The 21,297-nt window shown below is 66.8% G+C and carries 17 protein-coding genes and 1 pseudogene; 9 read left to right on the forward strand and 9 right to left on the reverse strand.

Annotation, left to right across the window (positions count from 1 at the left end; all coding sequences use genetic code 11):
- Nucleotides 1-160 (reverse strand): annotated as a pseudogene (locus tag RF641_RS10730) (serine hydroxymethyltransferase); the annotation flags it as partial.
- A 153-nt stretch (nucleotides 161-313) separates the two neighbouring features.
- Here RF641_RS10730 and RF641_RS10735 point away from each other — a divergent pair.
- Nucleotides 314-973, forward strand: a complete 660-nt coding sequence (locus RF641_RS10735; protein WP_120991801.1) for a GntR family transcriptional regulator — start codon at nucleotides 314-316, stop codon at nucleotides 971-973.
- Here the strand turns inward: RF641_RS10735 and RF641_RS10740 are convergent.
- Nucleotides 939-2,489, reverse strand: a complete 1,551-nt coding sequence (locus RF641_RS10740) for a PucR family transcriptional regulator (RefSeq protein WP_424573142.1) — start codon at nucleotides 2,487-2,489, stop codon at nucleotides 939-941. The two genes, RF641_RS10735 and RF641_RS10740, sit on opposite strands and share 35 nt — an antisense overlap.
- Before the next feature lie 183 nt (nucleotides 2,490-2,672).
- On the opposite strand from RF641_RS10740, the gene RF641_RS10745 reads away from it, so the two are divergent.
- The 8 genes from RF641_RS10745 to RF641_RS10780 all read left to right on the forward strand — a co-directional run bounded on the left by RF641_RS10745 (nucleotide 2,673) and on the right by RF641_RS10780 (nucleotide 11,929).
- A complete protein-coding gene (locus RF641_RS10745) occupies nucleotides 2,673-4,301 on the forward strand; it encodes a purine-cytosine permease family protein (protein WP_424573143.1) in 1,629 nt (542 codons plus the stop codon).
- 85 nt (nucleotides 4,302-4,386) lie between these two features.
- Nucleotides 4,387-4,866 carry a nucleoside deaminase gene (locus tag RF641_RS10750; protein ID WP_424573144.1) on the forward strand — a complete coding sequence of 160 codons (480 nt, stop codon included), beginning with the start codon at nucleotides 4,387-4,389 and terminating at the stop codon, nucleotides 4,864-4,866.
- A gap of 135 nt (nucleotides 4,867-5,001) precedes the next feature.
- The gene (locus RF641_RS10755) at nucleotides 5,002-5,796 is read left to right on the forward strand and encodes a creatininase (protein WP_424573145.1); all 795 of its coding nucleotides are present in this window, start codon (nucleotides 5,002-5,004) and stop codon (nucleotides 5,794-5,796) included.
- 1 nt (nucleotide 5,797) lies between these two features.
- Complete coding sequence (locus RF641_RS10760; protein ID WP_424573146.1) at nucleotides 5,798-7,540, forward strand: BCCT family transporter; 1,743 nt, start codon at nucleotides 5,798-5,800, stop codon at nucleotides 7,538-7,540.
- A gap of 266 nt (nucleotides 7,541-7,806) precedes the next feature.
- Entirely contained in the window at nucleotides 7,807-9,063 is a 1,257-nt protein-coding gene (locus tag RF641_RS10765; RefSeq protein WP_120991805.1) for an aminopeptidase P family protein, read from the forward strand.
- Nucleotides 9,064-9,159: 96 nt separating this feature from the next.
- Entirely contained in the window at nucleotides 9,160-9,570 is a 411-nt protein-coding gene (locus RF641_RS10770) for a cupin domain-containing protein (protein WP_120991806.1), read from the forward strand.
- Between the two features lie 126 nt (nucleotides 9,571-9,696).
- Nucleotides 9,697-11,043, forward strand: coding sequence for an MFS transporter (locus tag RF641_RS10775; protein ID WP_120991807.1), 1,347 nt, complete (start codon nucleotides 9,697-9,699; stop codon nucleotides 11,041-11,043).
- A gap of 73 nt (nucleotides 11,044-11,116) precedes the next feature.
- On the forward strand, nucleotides 11,117-11,929 hold the full coding sequence (locus RF641_RS10780; protein ID WP_424573147.1) for an IclR family transcriptional regulator: 813 nt from the start codon (nucleotides 11,117-11,119) through the stop codon (nucleotides 11,927-11,929).
- Nucleotides 11,930-12,011: 82 nt separating this feature from the next.
- On the opposite strand, the gene RF641_RS10785 is transcribed toward RF641_RS10780, so the two are convergent.
- From RF641_RS10785 to RF641_RS10815, 7 genes are all read right to left on the reverse strand, one after another.
- Complete coding sequence (locus RF641_RS10785) at nucleotides 12,012-14,597, reverse strand: exo-alpha-sialidase (protein WP_424573148.1); 2,586 nt, start codon at nucleotides 14,595-14,597, stop codon at nucleotides 12,012-12,014.
- A gap of 241 nt (nucleotides 14,598-14,838) precedes the next feature.
- Nucleotides 14,839-15,528: an N-acetylmannosamine-6-phosphate 2-epimerase gene (locus RF641_RS10790; RefSeq protein ID WP_424573149.1), complete on the reverse strand. Its 690-nt coding sequence runs from the start codon at nucleotides 15,526-15,528 to the stop codon at nucleotides 14,839-14,841.
- Nucleotides 15,528-16,475 carry an ROK family protein gene (locus tag RF641_RS10795; protein ID WP_424573150.1) on the reverse strand — a complete coding sequence of 316 codons (948 nt, stop codon included), beginning with the start codon at nucleotides 16,473-16,475 and terminating at the stop codon, nucleotides 15,528-15,530. The genes RF641_RS10790 and RF641_RS10795 overlap by 1 nt, the downstream gene beginning before the upstream one ends.
- A gap of 11 nt (nucleotides 16,476-16,486) precedes the next feature.
- Nucleotides 16,487-17,428, reverse strand: coding sequence for a dihydrodipicolinate synthase family protein (locus RF641_RS10800; protein ID WP_424573151.1), 942 nt, complete (start codon nucleotides 17,426-17,428; stop codon nucleotides 16,487-16,489).
- Between the two features lie 74 nt (nucleotides 17,429-17,502).
- Nucleotides 17,503-18,309, reverse strand: coding sequence for an ABC transporter ATP-binding protein (locus RF641_RS10805; protein ID WP_424573152.1), 807 nt, complete (start codon nucleotides 18,307-18,309; stop codon nucleotides 17,503-17,505).
- Nucleotides 18,306-20,324: a dipeptide/oligopeptide/nickel ABC transporter permease/ATP-binding protein gene (locus tag RF641_RS10810; RefSeq protein ID WP_424573258.1), complete on the reverse strand. Its 2,019-nt coding sequence runs from the start codon at nucleotides 20,322-20,324 to the stop codon at nucleotides 18,306-18,308. The genes RF641_RS10805 and RF641_RS10810 overlap by 4 nt, the downstream gene beginning before the upstream one ends.
- Before the next feature lie 12 nt (nucleotides 20,325-20,336).
- A complete protein-coding gene (locus tag RF641_RS10815; protein WP_424573153.1) occupies nucleotides 20,337-21,293 on the reverse strand; it encodes an ABC transporter permease in 957 nt (318 codons plus the stop codon).
- Nucleotides 21,294-21,297: the final 4 nt, after the last annotated feature.

Here is a 21,297-nt window from a genome sequence, read left to right on the forward strand (position 1 = left end):
CCTGCATCACGGCCTGGGCCGTGTGGTTTTCCGAGGCGATCATTTCCAGGCCGCGCTGCTGGCGGGCCAGCTCAGCATCGATCCGCTGCGCCACCTCCGGATCCAGCGAAGCAAGGGACTCGGTCAGTGAATCTACGACAAGTGATTGGGTGTGAAGCAAAGCATTCTCCCTAAATGTACGAATTGCCGACGGTTGATATATCAATGTTTGAACACTAGCGTATGATCTAACTCACAGCGCGTCAACGGGTCGACCAAAATATTTCTCCCCGGCTTCATATCGGGGCAGAATTGAAACGAAGGGAGCATGGGAATGACAAGCACGACCGAACTGATAGCTGGCAGCGAGTCCATGGCGGAACGCTCGTATCGCGTCCTGCGAGACCGGCTGATCATGATGGACATCGGCCCCGGCGATCCAATTAACGAGGCGGCATTGGCAGCGGACCTGGGCATGGGACGCACGCCCATCCGCGAGGCGCTCAAGCGCCTTGAGGTGGACCACCTCGTGGTTTCCTACCCGCGCCGCGGAACCTTCGTCACCAACGTGGACATCACCGAGCTGGCGGCCATCTCGGAGATGCGCATGGTGCTCGAGCCGCTGGCCTCGCGCAAGGCGGCGGAGAACCGCGGAGGCATCCACCGCACCGAGCTGGAACGCACCATGCAGGCCATCTTGTCGCTGGACCCCAAGGGGAACCGCCGCGAACTGATGGAATACGACCTGGAGGTGCACCGCCTGATCTACCGGGCGACGCAGAACCACCACCTGGAGGAAACGCTGGTCCGGCTGGACAATCTGGCCACCCGGATCTGGTGCATGGTGCTGGACCGGCTGCCCGATATCCACGAGCACATTTCAGAGCACGCCACGCTCATCCGGCTCATCCTGGAGGGCGACGACCTGGAGGCTTCGCGCCTGGCCGCCGAGCATGTGGTCAGCTTCGAGCAGACGGTGCGCGCAGTCCTCTAGCGACCGGCTCATGGCCCCGCGGCACCCCCAGGGCCAACCGGCAGGCCAGGTGCACAACCAGGATCCGCCCGTCCTCGCGCGGGTCGCCTCCGATGAGCGCAAAGATCTTGCCCAGGCGCTTGTGCAGCGTCTGGCGTTCCAGGTACAGCTTGGCGGCGGTGGCAGTCGTATTGCATCCGGTGTCCAGCCAGGTCAGCAACGTGGTTACCAGTTGTCGGCTGCGCGGCTGGCCCAGCTCCAGCAGCCCGTTCAGTTGCTCGCGCACATACTCGCCCAGTTCCGAGGCGTCGGGGAATTTCACCGCAAGCCGCTCCAGCGCGTAGTCGCTGGCATCGCGCACCCGCCCCTCGGCCGGATTCAACGCGGCAAATGACTCCAGCTGCAGCGCCTCTTCCAGCGAGCGAGCGGCGCGGCCCACGCCGTCCACGACCGGCCCCACGCAGCATTCGACGGAGATCCCGGACAGCGCATTGCGCAGGGTTTCGACCAGCGCCGTCCGGGTGGCGCGCGGCTCGTCGCCGGCCAGGACCTGCAGCGCATAGAGCCGGCTTCCCTCCAGGTAGGTGCGGATTGACGGCACATGCTGGCGCAGCACGCGCTCCATGCTGGCCCTGATGCGCGACATGTCGTAACTCTGGAACACCATCAGGCATACCGGCATCTCGACATCCAACTGCGCCTGGTGCGCCAATTCCACGACGTAGTTCTCCCCCGCGCCATTCACCACCGCCTGGAGCAGCGAGGTGGTGGCCAGCTGCACCGCGCTGGGGCGGTAATGCTGCGCATAGGCCAGCCCCACGATGCTGCCCAGCCGGTCCGCGATCACCTCCAGGCGCTCGCGCGTGAACCCCCCGCTGCTGCGCAGGACCAGCTGCGCGGCCACATCGCTGCCGACGAACAGGTCCGTGGCCACCTCGACGCCCTCGTCCTCGGACGCAGCGGTGCCCGGCATGGCAGATTCCAACATCACCCTGCCGGCCAGGTCGACCAGACTCGCGCGCACCGAGAGCGCGTGAGCGATCATGTCCAGCAGCGGACGCAGGTTGGGGCCGACCGAGGCGATGTGCCGGGCCAGGTACTGCGAGACCTCGTCGGCCTGCTGCAGCGTGACGGCCTGGTCCGAGACGATGCGCCGGTTCACCTTCTCCGCCAGTTCCACAAAGGGCACCGTGGATTGCAATCGGTACAGCGGCAGTGACAGCCGGTCGGCCTCGGCAATGAAATCGGCCGGAATCAGCGTCTCGGGTACCAGCGGTTCCAGCACCAGCGCGGCGACCCCGCGCTCTGCCAGCGACTGCAGGTAGGCGTGCTGCGCCTCGGGCCGCAGCTTGAACACCGCCTCACCGGTGGTCAGTAACATTTCGTTGCCGTGCAGCAGGCTCGCAATTTGCACCACCTCGCTGGGATGCACCCAGCGGACCTGGGATTCCGCGACTTTTGCGGCGCCGGCAAGCAGCTTCGGACGGGCGCTGCGGAATAGCGGCTCGTTAATAATTGAGCCCAGTGATACGAGCATGAATACCTCTAAAACTGCAGGTCAGAAACTTTATTCGATGAAGTAGGTGTCAGTTTGTCACCTTTTTGATGACAAAATACGACGATATGAGTGTATCGCCGATCACATTCAATCCCTAGGCTTTGTAGCGATCCACTAACCACTAGGTAGCCGCAAACTCGCTGCGGCATGGAATGAGGAGACATGCACGTGCAAAGTCCCAAGGGTTCCGAAGAGGCAACCCATGAAGTTGAGGACATGCTCCAGCCAATTCCCGAATCGGTACGCACCACCAAGCTGTCCGGACAGTTCTGGATCTGGGCCGGCGCCAACGTCGCCCCGATCAACTGGATCCTCGGAGCACTGGGCATCCAATTGGGCCTGGGCTTCGCCGACACCATCACCGTTCTGGTCATCGGCAACGTCATCGGCATGCTCGGCTTCGGCTGCTTCGTCCTGCTCGGACAGAAGACCGGCGCGACCGGCATGCTGCTCGCCCGCGGAGCCTTCGGCCGCCGCGGCGCCTACCTGCCGGCAGCCATCCAGGCGGTCATCGCCATCGGCTGGTCGGCCATCAACACCTGGGTCATCCTCGACCTGGTGCTGGCACTCTTCGGCAAGATCGGATGGGTCGACCCGGAGCAGGAAAACATGCTCATTCGCATCGCCGTTGCTGCGGTCATCATGACCCTGCAGGTCATCATCTGCTACCGCGGCTACCGCGCCATCTCGCGTTTCGAACGCCTGACCATGCCGCCGACCGTGATCGTACTGGTTGCCATGTCGATCATCGCCTGGACGCAGCTGGACATCGACTGGAGCTACGCAGGCCCGGAAGGCGCCGTGCTGACCGGCATGCCGCGCATTGCCGCCATGAGCTCGATCATGACCGCCATCGGCATCGGCTGGGGCATCGGCTGGTTCACCTACGCACCCGACTACTCGCGCTTTGTCTCCAAGAGCATCAAGCCGCACAAGCTGTACATCGTCTCGGTGCTCGGTCAGTTCCTGCCGGTGGTCTGGCTCGGCGTACTGGGTGCCTCGCTGGCAACCAAGCACGGCACCGCCGATCCGGGCGAGCTGGTCGTCGAGAGCTTCGGCGCCCTGTCCATCCCGGTGATCCTGCTGGTCATCCACGGACCGATCGCCACCAATATCATTAACATGTACACCTTCGGCGTGGCGGTCCAGGCCCTGGACATCGAGGTCTCGCGCAAGAAGATCTCCATCCTGGTCGGCGTGCTGGCCATGGGTGCGGTCATCGCCTTCCTCTACGCGCACGACTTCGCCGAACTGCTGCACAACTTCATCGCCTCCATCGCAGCCTGGGTCGCCACCTGGGGCGGCATCATGGCGGTGCACTACTTCATCTTCGAGCGCAAGCACAAGGACTTCTCCTACCTGTTCCTCGATCCGAAGTCCTCGCGCCTGAAATCGGTCAACTGGTCGGCATTCATCGCGTTCGCCGCCGGCATCGTGATGACGTGGATGTGCATGTACGGCTCGGTTCCCGCACTGCAGGGCCCGATCGCCAGCGCCGTGGGAGGCATCGACTTCTCCTGGCTGGGCGGCACGCTGACCAGCGCCGCGGTCTACTTCGCCCTGGGCTACCCACGCTTCCGCGCCCGCATCAACGCCGGGGTCCCGCTGGGGCTGAAGATGGACCTATCCGAGGGTGAATTCCTCAAGGAGTTCGGCAGCGCCGAGGACCTGCGCCTCGAACAGCGTTACGACCTGGGCACCGCCCAGGCCCCGGATGCCGCGGCCCCGCCGGTGAACCGGCCAGAGGCCCCGGGTGCCACGGAGTCCACCAAGGCCACCGTCGACAGTTGAACCCAATCAATAATCCCCATTCCATGGCGCCGACCCCGAGTTCTCGGGATCGGCGCCGTGGCGCACCCACCGAAAAGGACAACCCATGAACCTGACGAGCATCGACCACGAAGGCTACCGCGCGGCGCTGGACGCTGCCCGTGCCGGCGCAGCTGAGGGTGGGGTCCCGATCGGCTCATCGCTCGCCGACTCCCGGGGAGTCATCGCCGCGGGTCACAACCGCCGCGTGCAGCAGGCGGATCCGACCGCGCACGCCGAGATTGACGCGCTGCGTGCCGCCGGGCGTCGCGCGGACTACCGCGACACCACGCTCTACACCACCCTGGCCCCCTGCGCCCTGTGCTCCGGGGCCATCGTGCAGTTCAAGATCCCTCGGGTCGTGATCGGAGAGGCCGAGAATTTCCCTGGCGAGCTGGACTGGCTGCGCCAGCGCGGCATCCAGGTGTTGGTCTTGGATGACCCGGAAGCCACGGGGCTGATGGAACGCTTCATCCGCGAGCAGCCGGCGCTCTGGCACGAGGATATCGCCGAGGAGGCTCCAACGCGGGTCGAGCCGCGCAGCTGAGCACCAACCCCTTGACTGTGACTGGTGTCACTGGCAAGATTTTGCACAACCCTGTTGCACTGGACGCAACACAACGCTGCGTCCCCGCGTAAATAGTTCCCGCGGCCTTCGGCCGCCATCACCGAGGAGAGCCCAGTGCCCGCCATTTTCCTTGAAGATCTTGACGCCGAGACCTTCGCCGCCCGAGTCGCCCAAGAGGGCTCGACGGTCATCATTCCCACCGGCGCCACCGAGCAGCATGGCCCGCACATGCCGCTGGGCGTGGATGCCATGCTGTCCCGGGCCATCGCCGGCCAGATCGCAGAAAAGATCGGCGCCCTGGTGGCCCCGGTCTTCTCCTACGGCTACAAGTCCCAGCCGCGCTCCGGCGGCGGCAACCACCGCATCGGAACCACCAGCCTGGGCGCCGCAGCGCTAACCGGAATGGTCGACGACGTGGTCTCCTCCTTCATTGCCCAGGGCTTCACGAACGTCGTGGTGCTCAACGGGCACTTCGAGAACTACCAGTTCATCTACGAGGGACTGGACAACGCCGTGGCCCGCTCGCGGCGCGACGGCTCCGGATCCCGCGCCGTGCTGCTGTCCTACTGGGACTTCGTCAACGAAGACACCTTGCAGAAGGTCTTCCCGGATGGGTTCCTGGGCTGGGACATCGAGCACGGCGGGGTGCTGGAAACCTCGCTAATGCTGCTGCTGCACCCGGAGAAGGTCGACATGTCGCGCGTGGTGGACCACCCGCCGGCCAAGCTGACCCCATACGATATCTTCCCCGAGGACCCGGCACGGACCCCGGCCAGCGGCTGCCTGTCCAGCGCTGTGGGCGCCAGCGCCGAGAAGGGCAGGCTGCTGCTGGACGCGGTCACCACCGCGGTCAGCGAATCGCTGCAGGCCGAGCTGATCCTCGGCTCGCTGCCGGCGGAGGTCAAGTAGCATGTCCCGCAACGACATAGACCAACGCGACAACCGCGAACCCCTCACCACTGCGAAGAATGACCTGCCCCCTCCGGCGGTGGAGGTGCCGCGCTTCATGGGGCGCAACATCCCGCCGCTGGACCGCCTGCTCATCCGCCTAATCCCGCCCACGCTGATCATCGGCGTGCTCGTCTGGGTGCTGCTGCAGCCAGCAGCGGCCGCGGAGACCATCTCGCAGCTGCGCACCTTCGTCACCGGTCGCTTCACCTGGCTGTTCATCCTATATTCGGTGTTCACCGTGGCGGTGTGCATCTGGCTGTCCACCAGCAAGGTCGGCCGCATCCGCCTAGGCGGGCCGAAGGCCAAGCCCGAGCACAGCAAGTTCGCCTGGTACTCGATGCTCTTCGCCTGCGGCCAGGGCATCGGGCTGATTTTCTGGTCAGTCGCCGAGCCGATCATGCTGCGTGACGAGAACCCGGTGATCCCCGCGGCCGATGGGCAGGGCGCGGCCGAGGGAGCCATCGTGTGGACCTATTTCCACTGGGGCCTGACCGCCTGGGCCATGTACTGCGCCGTGGCGGTGTGCCTGGCCTATTCGCACCACAACCTGGGCAAGACGCTGACCTTCCGCGAGGCCACCGTGGACATCCTGCCGCGCTGGTCCCAACGCGGGGCTGGGGTCATCGTCGAACTGCTGGCGATCATCGCCACCGTGCTGGGGCTGGCCACCTCCTTCGGCTTCGCCGCGCTGCAGTTCACCTCCGGGCTGGCCTCCTTCACCGGGCTGTCCTCGACCCCCATGATCTGGCTGATGGTCATCGCGATCTTCGCCGGCATCACCTGCATTTCCGCGATCGTGGGCATCAGCAAGGGCATGGCTCGCATCTCCAGCCTGAACTCGATCCTGAGCATCGTGCTGGTTGCCGGCGTGCTGATCTTCGGCCCCACCCTGTACATCATCTCGATGATCTCGCAGACTTTCGGCAGCTTCATGGCCAACTTCGTGAACATGAGCCTGTGGACCGATGCGGGGATCACCGCGAACCCGCTGGCCAGCTGGCAGGACAGCTGGAACGGCTGGTGGACGGTCTTCATTTGGTGCTGGGTCATCGCCTTCTCCCCCTTCGTGGCCGGGTTCATCGCACGGATTTCCCGCGGGCGCACCATCCGCGAATTCGTGCTCGGCGTGACCGTCATCCCGACCCTGATCGTGATGATCTGGGTTGGAGTGATCGGCGCCAGCGCCATCTACTACGACGACCAGACCAACCGCGCGGTCAGCAACGCTGTCGGCGAGGATACCTCGGCCGGGCTGTTCGCGATGCTGGAGCACCTGCCCTGGGTGGGCACCATCCTCATGGTGGTGGCCACGATCCTGGTGGCGACCTATTACGTCACCTCGCTGGACTCGGGCATCTACGCCCTGAGCGAGTTCGTCTCCGCACCGCACAAGTCCGGCCCGGTGTTCCGCGTCGTGCTGGTGCTGAGCATCGGCACCGTGGCCACCGTGCTGCTGACGCTGGGCGGCACCGCAGTGGTGGATACCGTGCAGACCGGCACCATCATCGGCGCATTCCCGTTCTCCTTCGTGATCATCCTGATGATCATTAACCTGATACGACGCCTGATCAAGCGAGACAAGGCGATCAAGCAACTGGAGAAGGACATCAACAACCCTGACCCGTCGCTGACCTTCGTCCCGGATCCCGATGGGACCCAGGCATTACGCGCCCCGCAGGACCGCGGCTCAACGGAGCAGTAACCGCGCTTCAACGACACCGGGGTCGCCGCCGAAAGGTTGGCGGCCCCGGTGTCGTATTTAATTCCCGCGGATGACGCCGGAGCGGCGTGTGAAGTGCCCGCGAAAATTCTTTTCCTGCAGCCCTTGACAGTGACGTGAACCACAAATAGTCTAGGTGCAACAGCGTTGCAGACAATGCAACTTTGATCTGAATAAGTTGACTGAAAGCGCTGACCACTTTTCTTCTTCAAGCTCTATTTGAGCCCTAGACTCCAGGAGATTTCGACATGACCACTACCGCAAACAACGCAACCAACGTCTCCGAGCTGGAGCGCCTGAAGACCCTGCACAACGGCACCAAGCAGCAGCTGACCTTCTCGGACGCCGAGTTCGAGCGCCGCCTGACCGGCCTGCGCCAGATCATGGCCGCCAAGAACCTGGACGCCGCGATCCTGACCAGCTACCACGGCATCAAGTACTACTCGGACTTCCTCTACACCACCTTCGGCCGCAACTACGCGCTGGTGGTCACCGCGAACAACACCACCACCATCACCGCCAACATCGACGCCGGCATGCCATGGCGCACCAGCTACGGCGACAACATCGTGTACACCGACTGGCGTCGTGACAACTTCTACTTCGGCCTGCAGGAGGCCCTGCGCCGCGATGGCGTCAAGGCCCGCCGCATCGGCGTCGAGGACGACTTCCTGCCGGGCCTGACCCGCGAGAAGATCGCCGCCGCCTTCGACGGCGCCGAGCTGGTCGACGTCTCGCAGGACGCCATGCGCCAGCGCATGATCAAGTCCGCCGAGGAGATCGAGGTCATCAAGCACGGCGCACGCATCGGCGACCTGGGCGGCGAGGCCATCAAGGCAGCGATCCGCGAGGGCATCACCGAGTACGAGGTCGCGCTGATCGGCACCGAGGCCATGGTCCACGAGATCGCCAAGACCTTCCCGCACCGCGAAGTGCGCGACACCTGGGTCTGGTTCCAGTCCGGCATCAACACCGACGGCGCCCACAACTGGGCCACCACCCGCAAGCTGGAGCGCGGCGACATCCTGTCGCTGAACTGCTTCCCGATGACCTCCGGCTACTACACCGCACTGGAGCGCACCCTGTTCCTGGGCGAGCCGGATGCCCGCAGCCTGGAGCTGTGGAACATCAACGTCGAGGTGCACAAGCGCGGCCTGGAGCTGATCAAGCCGGGTGCAGTCTGCAAGGACATCGCCGCAGAACTGAACGAAATCTACATCTCCCACGGCCTGCTGCCCAACCGCACCTTCGGCTACGGCCACTCCTTCGGCGTCCTGTCGCACTACTACGGCCGCGAAGCGGGCCTGGAGCTGCGCGAGGACATCGACACCGTGCTGCAGCCGGGCATGGTCGTCTCGATGGAGCCGATGATCACCGTCGCCGATGGCGAGCCGGGCGCCGGCGGCTACCGCGAGCACGACATCCTGGTGATCAACGAGGATAACACCGTTGAGAACATCACCAAGTTCGGCTTCGGTCCGGAAAACAACATCATCGATGCCTAAGGCCCCGCAGGCCTGAAGCCCCAGTGCCGGGACGCCGTTCAGCGTCCCGGCACTGGGGCGTTAAAAGCCCCCGCAGACCCCCAGGAGTAACCCACCATGTTTGAGCGGCGCGATGACTCGGCGTTCGACTACTGCATGCACGAAGGCACGCCCCTACAGGTCAGCCACCACTTCCTCGGCAGCACCGGGCTACCGGTGGCGATCCAGACCTGGAGCATCCCGCCCGGCGGCTTCGAGGGATTCCACCGCCACGAGGGCGAGGAAGCCCTGACCGAGTTCTACCAGGTGCTCAGCGGCACCGCACGCATGCGCATCGGCGAGGACACCCGCATCCTGGGCCCCGGCGACAGCGCACTGGCCCTGCCCGGGGTGGACCACGACCTGGTGAATCCCGGCCCGGAGGAGCTACGCGTCCTGGTGGTCTGGGGGCCGCCGGGAGAACTCGACCTATCGGGCTTCGGCTCCCACCGGGCGGCCCTCGCGGCCCGCAAAACCGCGGAAAAATGACCCCCGGCGCACGCACCGGTCACATTCCACAAAACCCTTGACCGTGAGCCAAATCACCCATAGCTTTAAGCAACGAAGTTGCAATCACTGCAACCAATATTCCTTCGACACCAATGGCGGTGGCACATGACAACCCCCGAGCATTCACCGGCACCCAGCGCGGTGCGCACCTCTTCCGAACCGCAGCAGGCACCGCGCAGCATCGACAGCGCCACCCGGCGCAAGGTCGTGGCCGCCAGCTTCATCGGCAACTTTGTTGAGTGGTTCGACTATGCCGCGTACGGCTACCTGGCGGTGACCATCGCCGCGGTCTTCTTCCCGTCCGAGGACCGCCAGCTGGCGCTGATGATGACCTTTGGCGTGTTCGCCATCTCCTTCCTGGTCCGTCCGCTGGGCGGCTTCATCTGGGGCCACCTGGGCGACAAGATCGGCCGCCGCGAGGCGCTGTCCTGGTCGATCCTGCTGATGACCGGCGCCACCGCCTGCATCGCCCTGCTGCCGGGCTACGCCAGCATTGGCTTCGGCGCACCGCTGCTGCTGCTGGGCCTGCGCCTGATCCAGGGCTTCTCCGCGGCCGGCGAATACGCCGGCGCCTCCGCGTTCCTGGTCGAATACGCCCCGGCCAATCGCCGCGGGCTGTACGCCGCGGTCGTGCCCGCCAGCACCGCCACAGGCCTGCTGCTCGGTTCGCTGATGGCCGCGGTACTCACCGGCGTGCTGGAGCCGGCGCAGATGGAAAGCTGGGGCTGGCGTATTCCGTTCCTGCTGGCAGCGCCGATGGGCCTGATCGGCCGCTACATCCGCACCAAGCTGGAAGATTCGCCCGCCTTCCTCGAGGCCTCCGAGGAATCCGAGACGCAGGAAGCCTCCCCGGTGCGCGATCTGTTCCGCAACTACTGGCGCCAGCTGTTGCAGGCCGCCGGCGCGGTGCTGCTGAACGCCGTGGGCTTCTACGTGATCCTGTCCTACATGCCGACCTACCTCTCCGAGGAACTCGGCCTGGACGCCACCCGCTCCTACCTGGCCACCACGGTGGCACTGGCCACCTACATCGGCTTCATCTTCCTCACCGGCATGCTGTCGGACCGCTTCGGGCGCAAGCGGGTGCTGATGAGCGCTTCGGTCGTGTTCGTGCTGTTCACCGTGCCGGCCTTCATGCTACTGGACACCGGCAACTTCCTGGTGATCATCCTGGTGCAGGTCCTGCTTGGCGGCATGCTGACCCTGAACGACGGTACGTTGCCCAGTTTCCTTGCCGAAATGTTCCCGACCAAGGTTCGCTACTCGGGCTTCGCGGTCTCGTTCAACCTATCGAATGCGCTGTTCGGCGGCACCGCGCCGTTCGTGGCGACGCTGCTCATCGCTACCTCGGGCAACCTCCTCGCCCCGGGCTGGTACCTGATGGGCGCCGCGGTCATCTCGCTGATCGCTGTGGCCTGCTCGATGGAAACCAGCCGCAAGCCGCTGGCCTAGCAACTGTCCGCCGAGTGCCTAGCGCACCCGGCTAGGATGATTTGTAGTTGAAGACAACCCCTCAGGAGTCCGAATGACCACCATCGAGAACGAAAGCTCCGCCAAGGCGCGCACCGAGAGTGCCGGCGAGGGCCGCGGGGCCTCGGTCATCGTCAACGTGATCGATGTCCTGCGCTGCTTCACCGTGGACCGCTCGCTGGTGGGAGTCACCGAGATCGCCGCCGAGGTGGGCCTGCACAAGTCCAGCGTCTCGCGCATCCTGGCGACCCTGGAGCAGGAGCGCATCGTGGAACGCGACGAGCAGTCGCGCAAGTACAAGCTCGGCCTGGGGCTGATCGCGATCACCGGTCCGCTGCTGGCCAACCTGGACGTGCGCCAGGTCGCCTACCCGCTGCTCAAGGACCTGCGCGACAGCACCGACGAAAGCGCCGCGCTGACCATCTGGGACGGCGGGGAGTCGGTCACCGTGGAGCAGATCCCCTCCACCCGCCTGGTCAAGCACACCTCGGTCATGGGCAGCCGCTACCGCACCGCGCTGAGCGCCACCGTCCAGGTGTTCCTCTCCGCCCAGCCGCACGAGCTGGTGCGCGAGCTGCTGGACTCCGGGAAGATCGAACTGCCACAGGTGATGGCCCCGGAGGACTACCTGACCCGGCTGGAGGTGGCGCAGCGCCGCGGCTACGCGTTCAACTACGGGGAAACCTCGCGCGATGAGGTAGGCGTGGCGGCCCCGGTGTACGACCACCGCGGCGAGGTGATCGCCAGCGTCATGGTGGCCGCCCCGTACTACCGCATTTCCTCCGAGGACCTGGAGCGCCTGTGCACCGAGGTGGTGCGCACCGCGCGGAGAATCAGCGCACGGCTGGGCTACCAGAACAACTCCTAATTCTCCGGGCAAGAAGTTCGGCCCCAACCCCGTGACGGGGGTGGGGCCGAACTTCTGGGTTCAGGCGCTGTTCCGGCCGGGACTATCCGGCGCGGTCCACCTTGACCGTCTGGGTGGCGGTCTTCTTGCTTCCCGCCTCATTGACCAGCACGCCCTGGAAACGGTGGTTGCCCTTGGACAGGCCGGGCACCTCCACGAGCGCCTGTTGTACGCCGCCGGTGGCGGCAGTCAGCTCCTGGCGCGCGATGTCCTTGCCGTCCTGCAGGAGGATGAACTCGGTGGCGTTCGCTCCCGAGCGCAACTGCATGCGGATGGCGAAGGTATCGCTGCCCGGCTCGCCCTCGCTGGAGAGCACTGCCTTGCCCGGCTTGGCGGAAGCCTGCCCGGCAGGGGCCAGGGTGAGCGTGGTCTCGGCCAGCCGCACCTGAGTGGCAGCCTGCTTCAACCCGTTGGCACCTCCCAGCGGCACGGTCTGCGCTGCGAGCACGCCGGCCTCCAGGTCCGCGGCGCCCAGCTGGCGGGTGAGGGTGCCGGTGGCGCTGGCCCCGGCGGCCAGGTCACCGAGCTCCAGGCCGTTGCCGGCGACGCCGGTCAGCCGGACGTTGCCGGTATTGGTGGCGGTGACCTCGTAGCTGACGGTGTCGCCCTGGGAGGCGTAGCCGTCCCCGTCCAGGTCGTGGAAGACCGGCTCCGCGGACCGCGCATCCAGTGCCGGACGGCGGGTGAGCAGGTCGACCTCGCCGCCGTTGACCTGGTAGTCATTGACCACGGCGCGGTAGTCGCTGAGCTTTCCTGCGGTCCAGGTGCTCAGCGGGGTGAAGAAGCCGTCGGCCAGCTCCTGGGCGGTGACGGTGTGCCGTGGGGTGGTGCAGCGGTAGGAGGCCCCGGCGGCCAGGTTGGAGTAGCGGCAGTTGCCTGCATCGCTCGGCTCACCGACCGGGCGCGCGGCGAAGGGCGCGAAGTTGCCTTCGGTAGGGACCACCCACTGGTTGATATTGCCGGTGTTCTTCACCGAGAAGGTGTAGGGAAGCTTCTCCCCGGCCGTGTACGGGTTGGTGCCCAGGTCGCGGCCCGTGTCGGCGCGTTCGCCCTCGACGCTCAGGCCGGTGACTTCCTTGCCGGCGATGGACGCATCGATGAGCGACTGCGACATGGTGCCGTCCGCGGCGGTGAATTCGAGCTGGATACGGTGCTTGCCATTGGCCAGCGCCGACACTGCCACCGGGAGGGTGAGCGTGCGCTGCCCGCCGGCGGGCACGCTGTCCACGCGCAACGGCTCGGAGCTGATCGGCTGGCCCGCGGCAACCTGCAGCGTGCCCTCGATCGCGTGCTCCTCCTGGTTGCTGATGGTGACTTCCAGCTGGCTGTTGGCGCCTGCCTGGGCATTCAGTTGCGGGGCGCTCAGCGGTGCGCAGACGTAGTTGAGCCATTCCTCGTCGAAAGCGGCGAACTGCATCGAGTCCGTGTAATTGCCCTCGTAGAAGACACCGAAGCGCCCGTGATCCAGCGCGGTGGCCACCGAGTAGGCGGAGAAGCCGCGGCGGATGGTGCGCAGTCCCGGCCAGGTCTTGCCGTCGTCGCAGGACACCCGGGCCGACACGTTTTCGCGTCCGGTCTGCGAGTTGGCGCCGGTGTACAGCAGTTTCCTGGCGTCGTCGCTGCCGGCCTGCGCCTGGGGGAACATCTGGGTCAGATGCGCGTTGTTGGTCGGGTCCGGCAGCTGGCGGTCTTGGTTCACGGCGGAGTAGCTATGGCCGCCGTCCTCGGAGATGGCGACCTTGCGGAAGCCGCCGCCGGCCGAATCCCGCGAGTTGAGCATGATCCTGCCGTCGGAAAGCTCGACCACTTTGTTTTCGTCCATGGAGGTTCCGGTGAACTCGCCGCGCCGCCAGGTGGCCCCGTGGTCGTCCGAGTACACGGAGTACGCCTGGTAGGTTCGCGAGCCGTTGGCCTGCACCACGTCGCCGGCGTACTGCTGGATCAGCCGGCCCTTGTAGTCTCCGCGGGCGACCTGGATGCCGGCGCCCGAGGTGGCGAAGGTGCTGCGCACCGCACCGGGAACTGGCCCGTCCCCGGGCTTGACCACTTCGGTGATCAACCGCGGCGCGCTCCAGGTCTCGCCGCCATCCGAGGATTCGACCACAGCGGCACTGATCACCTGCCGGTTGCTGTCGTCATGGCCCCAGGTGCTGCCATGGAAGCCCTGGTCCTTGGAATAGACGAAGAAGTTGAAGACCTTTCCGGATTCTTTGTCGAAAATGTAACTCGGATCAGAGTAGCCGTACTTGCCTTCGGCGGCGCTGCCGGGGAAGCCGGCGGCCACGGTGGTCATCGGACCCCAGGTCTTGCCGTTGTCGACGCTGCGGTGCTGGACGATGGAGTTCGGGTTCGGCGCATCGGCCGCACTGCCCGGTCGCGCGTCCCAGGAGGCCAGCACGACGCCGTCGCCCAGATGGACCAGGGCGGGGATGCGGTAGAAGAAGTTCGCGTCGGTGCGGTCCTGCGCGAGGTTCTGTTCCTCGAACTGGCCAGGGGCCGCGGCCGGGTTGGCTTCGCTGAGCGAGCCGGAGGCCTGGGCCGGGGCGGCCAGCGACAGCGGCACCAGCAGGGATGCTGCCACCGACAGGGCAAGGGATCGTCGGCGGGTACGGGTGGAAGGCTGCGACATGGGGGCATGTTCCTCTCATTGGGGGTGCACTGCGATGCCATCCCTCGTCGGAGATCAGACGTAGGATGTCACCCCAGCCTAGGTGTTCCGCGTCACCTTGAGAAGCCTTTTAATCTTAAATCATGAATATTTCATAACCAGTCATCGCATTATTCGCTTAAAAAGAGAAAACACCCCAGCGGGCGGAGCTGTGCGGGGCTCCACCCGCTGGGATGGGGGTCAGGGTGCGCTGCGCGCAATCCTAGCCGCCTCTTAGTGCGTCCCCGAACCAGGAGGTGATGGTCGCCGGGTGCGTGATGGCGGTGCCCACGACCACGGCGAAAGCGCCGGCGTCCACGGCCGCGCGCGCCTGGGCCGGGGTGTGGATACGTCCCTCCGCGACCAGCGGGCGGTCCAGCCCGGCACCAGCGATCTGGGAGATCAGCTCCAGGTCCGGGCCCTCGGTCTTCGCCCGTTCACCGGTGTATCCGGCCAGCGTGGTTCCGATCAAATCCGCTCCGGCCTCGGCCGCGGCCAGCGCATCGCCCAGTGAACCGCAGTCGGCCATGACCAGTGCGCCGCTGTTCTCGTGCACGGCGCGGATGGTCTGCTCCAGACTCAGCCCGTCGGGCCGCTCGCGGCGGGTGCCGTCCAGCGCCACGATGTGCGCCCCGGCCTGCGCCACTGCCAGCGCATGGTGCACGGTGGGCGTGATGAACACGCCCTCGTGGCCGTCCTTGAACAGGCCGATGACCGGGACTTCCACCGCGGAACGGGTGAACTGGATATCCGCCAGGCCCTGCACGCGCACCGCTGCCGCACCGCCGACGACCGCCGAGGCGGCCACCTGCGCCATGGTCTGCGGCAGCCGCATGGGTTCGCCGGGGTAGGCCTGCGCGGAAACGATGAGTTTGCCCCGCAGGCTTTCAAGTTGGGCTGGAGTCAGCAGCATCAGGGAGTTGTCCTTTCGGGGGTCCAGAACAGGCTCGCGGCGCCGTAGAAGGCGGCGCTGGTGCCCAGCTGCGCGGGCACCAGCTGCGTGCCCTGCAGTGAGTCGATCGCGGAGGCGGCGTAGCCTTCGCGCAGCCACTGCCACCAGGCGGCCCCGGCGTTGGCCATGCCGCCGGAGATGATGACCAGCTCGGGGTCGAGGATGTTCGCCAGCGACCCCGCGGCCATGCCCGCGGCCAGTGCGCCGGCGCGCAGCGCCGCCACGGCCAGCTCGTCGCCGGATTCGGCCCGGCGGGCCACCGCGCGGGTGTCGACCGCGCCCGGGTCGCCGCCCAGCCGCAGGTAGTGGCGGTGGATGGCGGGCCCGGCGGCGATGGCTTCCAGGTGCCCGGTGCGCCCGCAGGAGCACGGGATCCCGGCGGCCAGCGGGGAGTCGAGGTGGCCCATGTGCCCGGCCACGTGGTGCGCGCCGGAGTGCGCCTGCCCGTCGATGAGGTGGGATCCGCCGATGCCGGTACCGACGGCCAGCAGCAGCACCTCGCGGGCGCCGCGGCCAGCACCGAACCGGGCTTCGCCCAGCCCGTGCGCGTGCACGTCGTTGACCGCCCGGGTTTCCAGGCCCGTGCGCTCGCGCAGCTGGCCGGCCAGGTCGGTGCCCGCCCAGCCGGAGATGGTGTCCGTGGCCGAGAGCACGCGGGCGGTGGCCGGGTCGATGACCCCGGCCGCACCCAGGCCCAGGCCGTCGATGCGGCACCCGGTCCGCGAACGCAGGTCGGCGACCAGCCGGGCCATGGCCTCGAGCACCGCGCCGGCGCCCTGCGTGGCAGGGGTGGGCAGTTCGCTCGAGGCCAGGATGCCGGCCTGCGGGTCCATGACGGCGCCGGCGATCTTGGTGCCGCCCAGGTCCAGGGCGATCACCGCACCGGCGCCGCGGGGATTGTGCTGCATGCCGGGCGGACCTACTTGGCGCCCAGCAAGCCGGTCTCGGCCAGGATCTCGCGGATGGCGGCGGCCTCGGAGACGTTGAGGTCGGCCATCGGCGCGCTCATCGTGTTGCCGGCGATGATGCCCATTTCCACCAGGGCGGTCTTGAAGGCGCCCAGGCCTGCGGCACCGCCGGAGACGCGGGAGGAGTCCGGGGTGTAGACGATGTCGAAGACGCGGGCCAGGCGGTCCTGCTCCTTGGCCGCCTGCGCCCAGTCGCCGGCCACGGCGGCGTCGAACAGGCGGCGGTAGCCTGCCGGATCCACGTTGCCCAGGCCCGGCACCACGCCGTGCGCGCCACCGAGCAGCGCGCCGTCCACCACGACCTCGTGGCCGGTGAAGACCGAGAAGCCCTCAATGTCCTTGGTGGCCAGCAGCAGCTGGCGGAAGGAGACGTCGTCGCCGGAGGAGTCCTTCACGCCCACGATCACCCCGTCCTTGGCCAGGCGGACCGCAACGTCCAGCGGCAGCTTCACGTGGGTGCGCACCGGCACGTCGTAGGCGAAGATGTCGGTGTCCAGGGCGGCGTGGATGATGCGGAAGTGCGCCTCGATCTCCGCGGCGTTGGACAGCGCGTAGTACGGGGTGGTGACCACCAGCGCCTGGGCGCCGAGCTCGATCATGCGGCGGCCCTCCTCGATGACGCGCTGCGTGGTCTGCTCGTTGGCGCCGACGATCAGCGGCACGCGGCCGTTGTTGGCCTCGGCGATGGTGGAGACCGCCAGCTCGCGTTCGGCGTTGGTCATGTAGGGGACCTCGCCGGAGGAGCCGAGCACGAACAGGCCGGTCACTCCCCCAGTAACCAGGTGCTCCACGACCGAGCGCAGGCCCGGCACGTCGATGGCGCCCTCGGCGGTGCGCGGGGTGACTACCGGCGGGATGACGCCGGTGTACTTGGGGTTGTTCGCAAATGCCACGAAACTTGTTCTTTCTACTGATGATCCGGCGGACGCCGGGTCGAATTCTTCTGTGCCCGCAAGGATGCCGGCGGCTAGTGCTCCAGCAGCTCGGGGGCGGCGCCGAGCAGGGTGCGGGTATAGTCGTTGGTCGGGGTGTCGAAGACCTGCGCCGCGTCGCCCTCTTCCACGATCTGCCCGGCGTTCATCACGCAGATGCGGTCCGAAACGTAGCGCACGGTCTGGATGTCGTGGGAGATGAACACCATGCCCAGGTTCAGCTGCGCCTTCAGGTCGGTGAGCAGATTCAGCACCTGTGCGCGCACTGAGACGTCCAGCGCGCTGGTCGGCTCGTCCGCGACGATGACTTCGGGCTCAAGGGCCAGCGAGCGGGCGATGGCCACACGCTGGCGCTGGCCGCCGGAGACCTGGCTGGGCAGCGCGGAGGCGGCCGAGGGCGGCAGGCCCACCACGGAGAGCAGCTCCAGGGCCTTGGCCCGGCGGCTGGCCGCGGTGCCGATGCCGTGCACGCGCAGCGGATCGGTGAGCGTGTCCATGATGCTCATGCGCGGGTTCAGCGCGGTGGCCGGGTCCTGGAAGACCACGCCGACCGAGCGGCCGAAGCTCTTGCGCGCGGCGGCGTTGCGCCGGCCCACTTCCTTGCCCTGGAACAGGACGGTGCCGCTGGTCGGCTCCTGCAGGCCGACCAGCACGGAGGCCAGTGTGGACTTGCCGCAGCCTGACTCGCCCACGATGCCCACGGTTTCCCCGCGGCTCACCGAGAAGTCCACGCCGTTCACTGCCTTGACCAGCCGCGGGGAGAAGAGCTTTGACCCGCGGATCTTGTGGTGGACGTGGATGTCCTTCAGTTCGATGACCGGATGGCGATTGGTGGTGCTCATCGCGCTGCTCCTGACTGTTCTGCAACCGGGGTGTCGCCCGCGCCGCGGTGGCTTGCCCAACGGTGCTCGCTGCCGGCGGACACCGGCACGAAGGCCAGGTGCGCATCCGGGTCGGCATCCGGGCGCTGGGAGCGCTCGGCAAAGCGGTCGCCGTCGGCGAAGTCGTACGGGCTGGGGACGGTGCCGGGGATCTGGTGCAGGCGGTCGGCCTGCGACTCGATGGAGAGCACCGCGCCAAGCAGGCCGCGGGTGTATTCGTGGTGCGGGGCGATCAGCACGTCGCTGATCGGCCCGGATTCGACCACCTGTCCGGCGTACATCACGGTGACACGGTGCGCCAGCGAGGCCACCAGGGCCAGGTCGTGGGAGACGAAGACCATCGCGAAGCCTAGCTGCTCGCGCAGCTCGTTGAGCAGGTCCACGACCTGCTTCTGCACGGTGACGTCCAGCGCGGTGGTCGGCTCGTCGCAGACCACCAGCTTGGGGCTGCGCGAGAGGGCCATGGCGATCAGCACACGCTGGCGCTGTCCGCCGGAGAGCTCGTGCGGGTAGGACTTCATGGTCCGCGCCGCATCCAGCTTCACCAGGGTCAGCAGCTCCTCGGGGCTCTTGCGCCCGCCGCGGCGGGTCAGCTGGCGCAGCTGGTCGCCCACGAGCATCGAGGGGTTCAGGCTAGACAGCGCATCCTGGTAGACCATGGCGATCTGCTCGCCGCGCAGGCCCTTGTAGACCTTGTCGTCCCCGGCCAGGGTTCCGCCGTCGGCGGTGGCCGGCAGCAGCTCGCGGCCCTCGAAGGTGATGGAGCCCGACAACTTGGCGCTGGGGCCCAGCAGGCCCATGATGGCCAGCGAGGTGATGGACTTGCCGCAGCCGGATTCCCCGACCAGCGCCATGGTCTCGCCCTCGCGCACCGAGAATGACACGTTCTGCACGATCGGGGTGTCCTCGTAGCGTTCCGGGAAGCGGATGGACAGGTTCTTGACCTCGAGGATGGTGCGCGGGGCCCCGGAGGACTCGTCGAGCACCAGGCGGTCGGTGCGCGCGGCCTCGGTGCGGGCCAGCGCGGCGAGTTCGGCTTCCAGGCGTTCGGCTTCGGCGGTGTCAGCTGCCTGCTTGGCAACCTGCGCCTTTTCCTCGCCGGCGGCCTTCTTCTTGGCCGAGCCCTTGACGTTGACCAGCGCGTCGGTCATTCCTTCGGCCAGGATGTTCAGCGCCAGCACGGTCAGCAAGATGGTCAAACCGGCGAAGGTGGTGGCCCACCATGCGCCGTTGAGCACCAGGGTGCGGCCGTAGGAGATCACGTTGCCCCAGCTCGGGGCCGGGTCCTGGATGCCCGCTCCGAGGAAGGATAGCGAGGCTTCGAGGATGATCGCGTCGGCGACCATCACGGTGGCGAACACCAGCACCGGGGCGGCGCAGTTGCGCACCACGTGGGTGATGAGGATGAAGAAGCGTCCGGCGCCGATCACGCGTTCGGCGCGCACGTAGTCCTCGCCCCACTGGGCCAGCACGTTGGCGCGCACCACGCGGGCGATCTGCGGGGTGTAGATCACGGCGATGGAGATGATGATGACCGGCAGGGTGTTGCCCAGCGAAGCCAGCAGCGCGGCGGCCAGGGCGATGCCCGGGAACGCCATGAGCATGTCCATGATGCGCATGATGGTCTCGTTGGCCCACTTGGAGCCGGTGGCCGCCAGCGAGCCGAGCAGGCCGCCGGCCAGCAGGGCCAGCGCTACCGAGCCGAGGCCCACGAGCAGCGAGGACTGGGCGCCGTAGAGCAGGCGCGAGAAGATGTCTCGGCCCAGGCGGTCGGTGCCGAAGGGGTTCTCGGCGCTGGGCGGCTGGGCGGGGATTCCGGTGGCCAGCGGGTCGTGCGGGGCGATCAGCGGCGCGATGACCGCGATGATGCCGATGACCAGCAGGAAGGCCAGGGCGATTTTCGAACCCAGCGTCAGTGACTTGAAGCGTGCGCCCGAGTCGCTCAGGCGCGCCACGAGCTTGTTGCGCGGTGCCATGATGGTCATTTGCTACACCGTCCTAATACGCGGGTTGATCAGCAGGTAGAGCAGGTCGACGACGATGTTCACCAGCACGAAGGTGATCGCGATGGCCAGCACCACGCCCTGGACCAGGTTGGTGTCCTGGTTGGTGATGCCGTTCATGATCAGCTGGCCCATGCCGGGCAGCGAGAAGATCATTTCGATGACCACCGCGCCGCCGAGCAGGTAGCCGATGCGCAGGCCCAGCACGGTCACCGGGGTGACCAGCGCATTGCGCAGCACGTTGCGGCTGATGACCTCGTTGCGCGGCACTCCGTTGCCGATGGCGGTGCGGACATAGTCGCGGTCCAGCTCCTCCACCATCGAGGTGCGCACCACGCGGATCAGCGAGGCGGAGACCGGGATGGCCAGCGCGAGGGCCGGCAGCGCCATGTGCTGCAGCCAGGTTCCCGCACCGGATCCGGCCGGGGCCGCGCCGCCGGAGGGGAACAGCGGGTTCTCACCCAGGGCCAGCCACTGGATCAGCAGGATGCCAAGCCAGAAGGACGGGGTGGCAATGGCCGCGATGGAGAAGATGCGCACCAGCTGGTCCGGCCACTTGTCGCGGTACAGCGCGCCGATGACGCCGAAGATGAGGGAGATGACCACGGCGATGATGACGCCCAGGAAGGTCAGCTGCAGGGTCAGCGGGAACGCCTTGGCGATCATCTCGGAGACCGGCTGGGCCGGCGGAGTGGTCACGCCGAAGTCCAAGCGGATCAGGCGGCCCAGGAAGGAGAAGTACTGGATGAATAGCGGGTCGTCCAGGCCGCGCTCCTCGCGGTAGGCCTCTTTGGCCTCGGCGCTGGCGCCTTCGCCCAGCGCGCTGGTCGCCTCATCGCCGGGGGCGAGTTTGAGGATGATGAACACCAGCAGCGAGATGCCCAAAATCATCACCGGCAGCGCCGCCAGGCGGCGCAGCAGCAAGTTCAGGAAATTTCCCACGCAA

This window comes from Arthrobacter sp. 'calajunan', assembly GCF_046940185.1.
Lineage (GTDB): Bacteria > Actinomycetota > Actinomycetes > Actinomycetales > Micrococcaceae > Glutamicibacter > Glutamicibacter soli.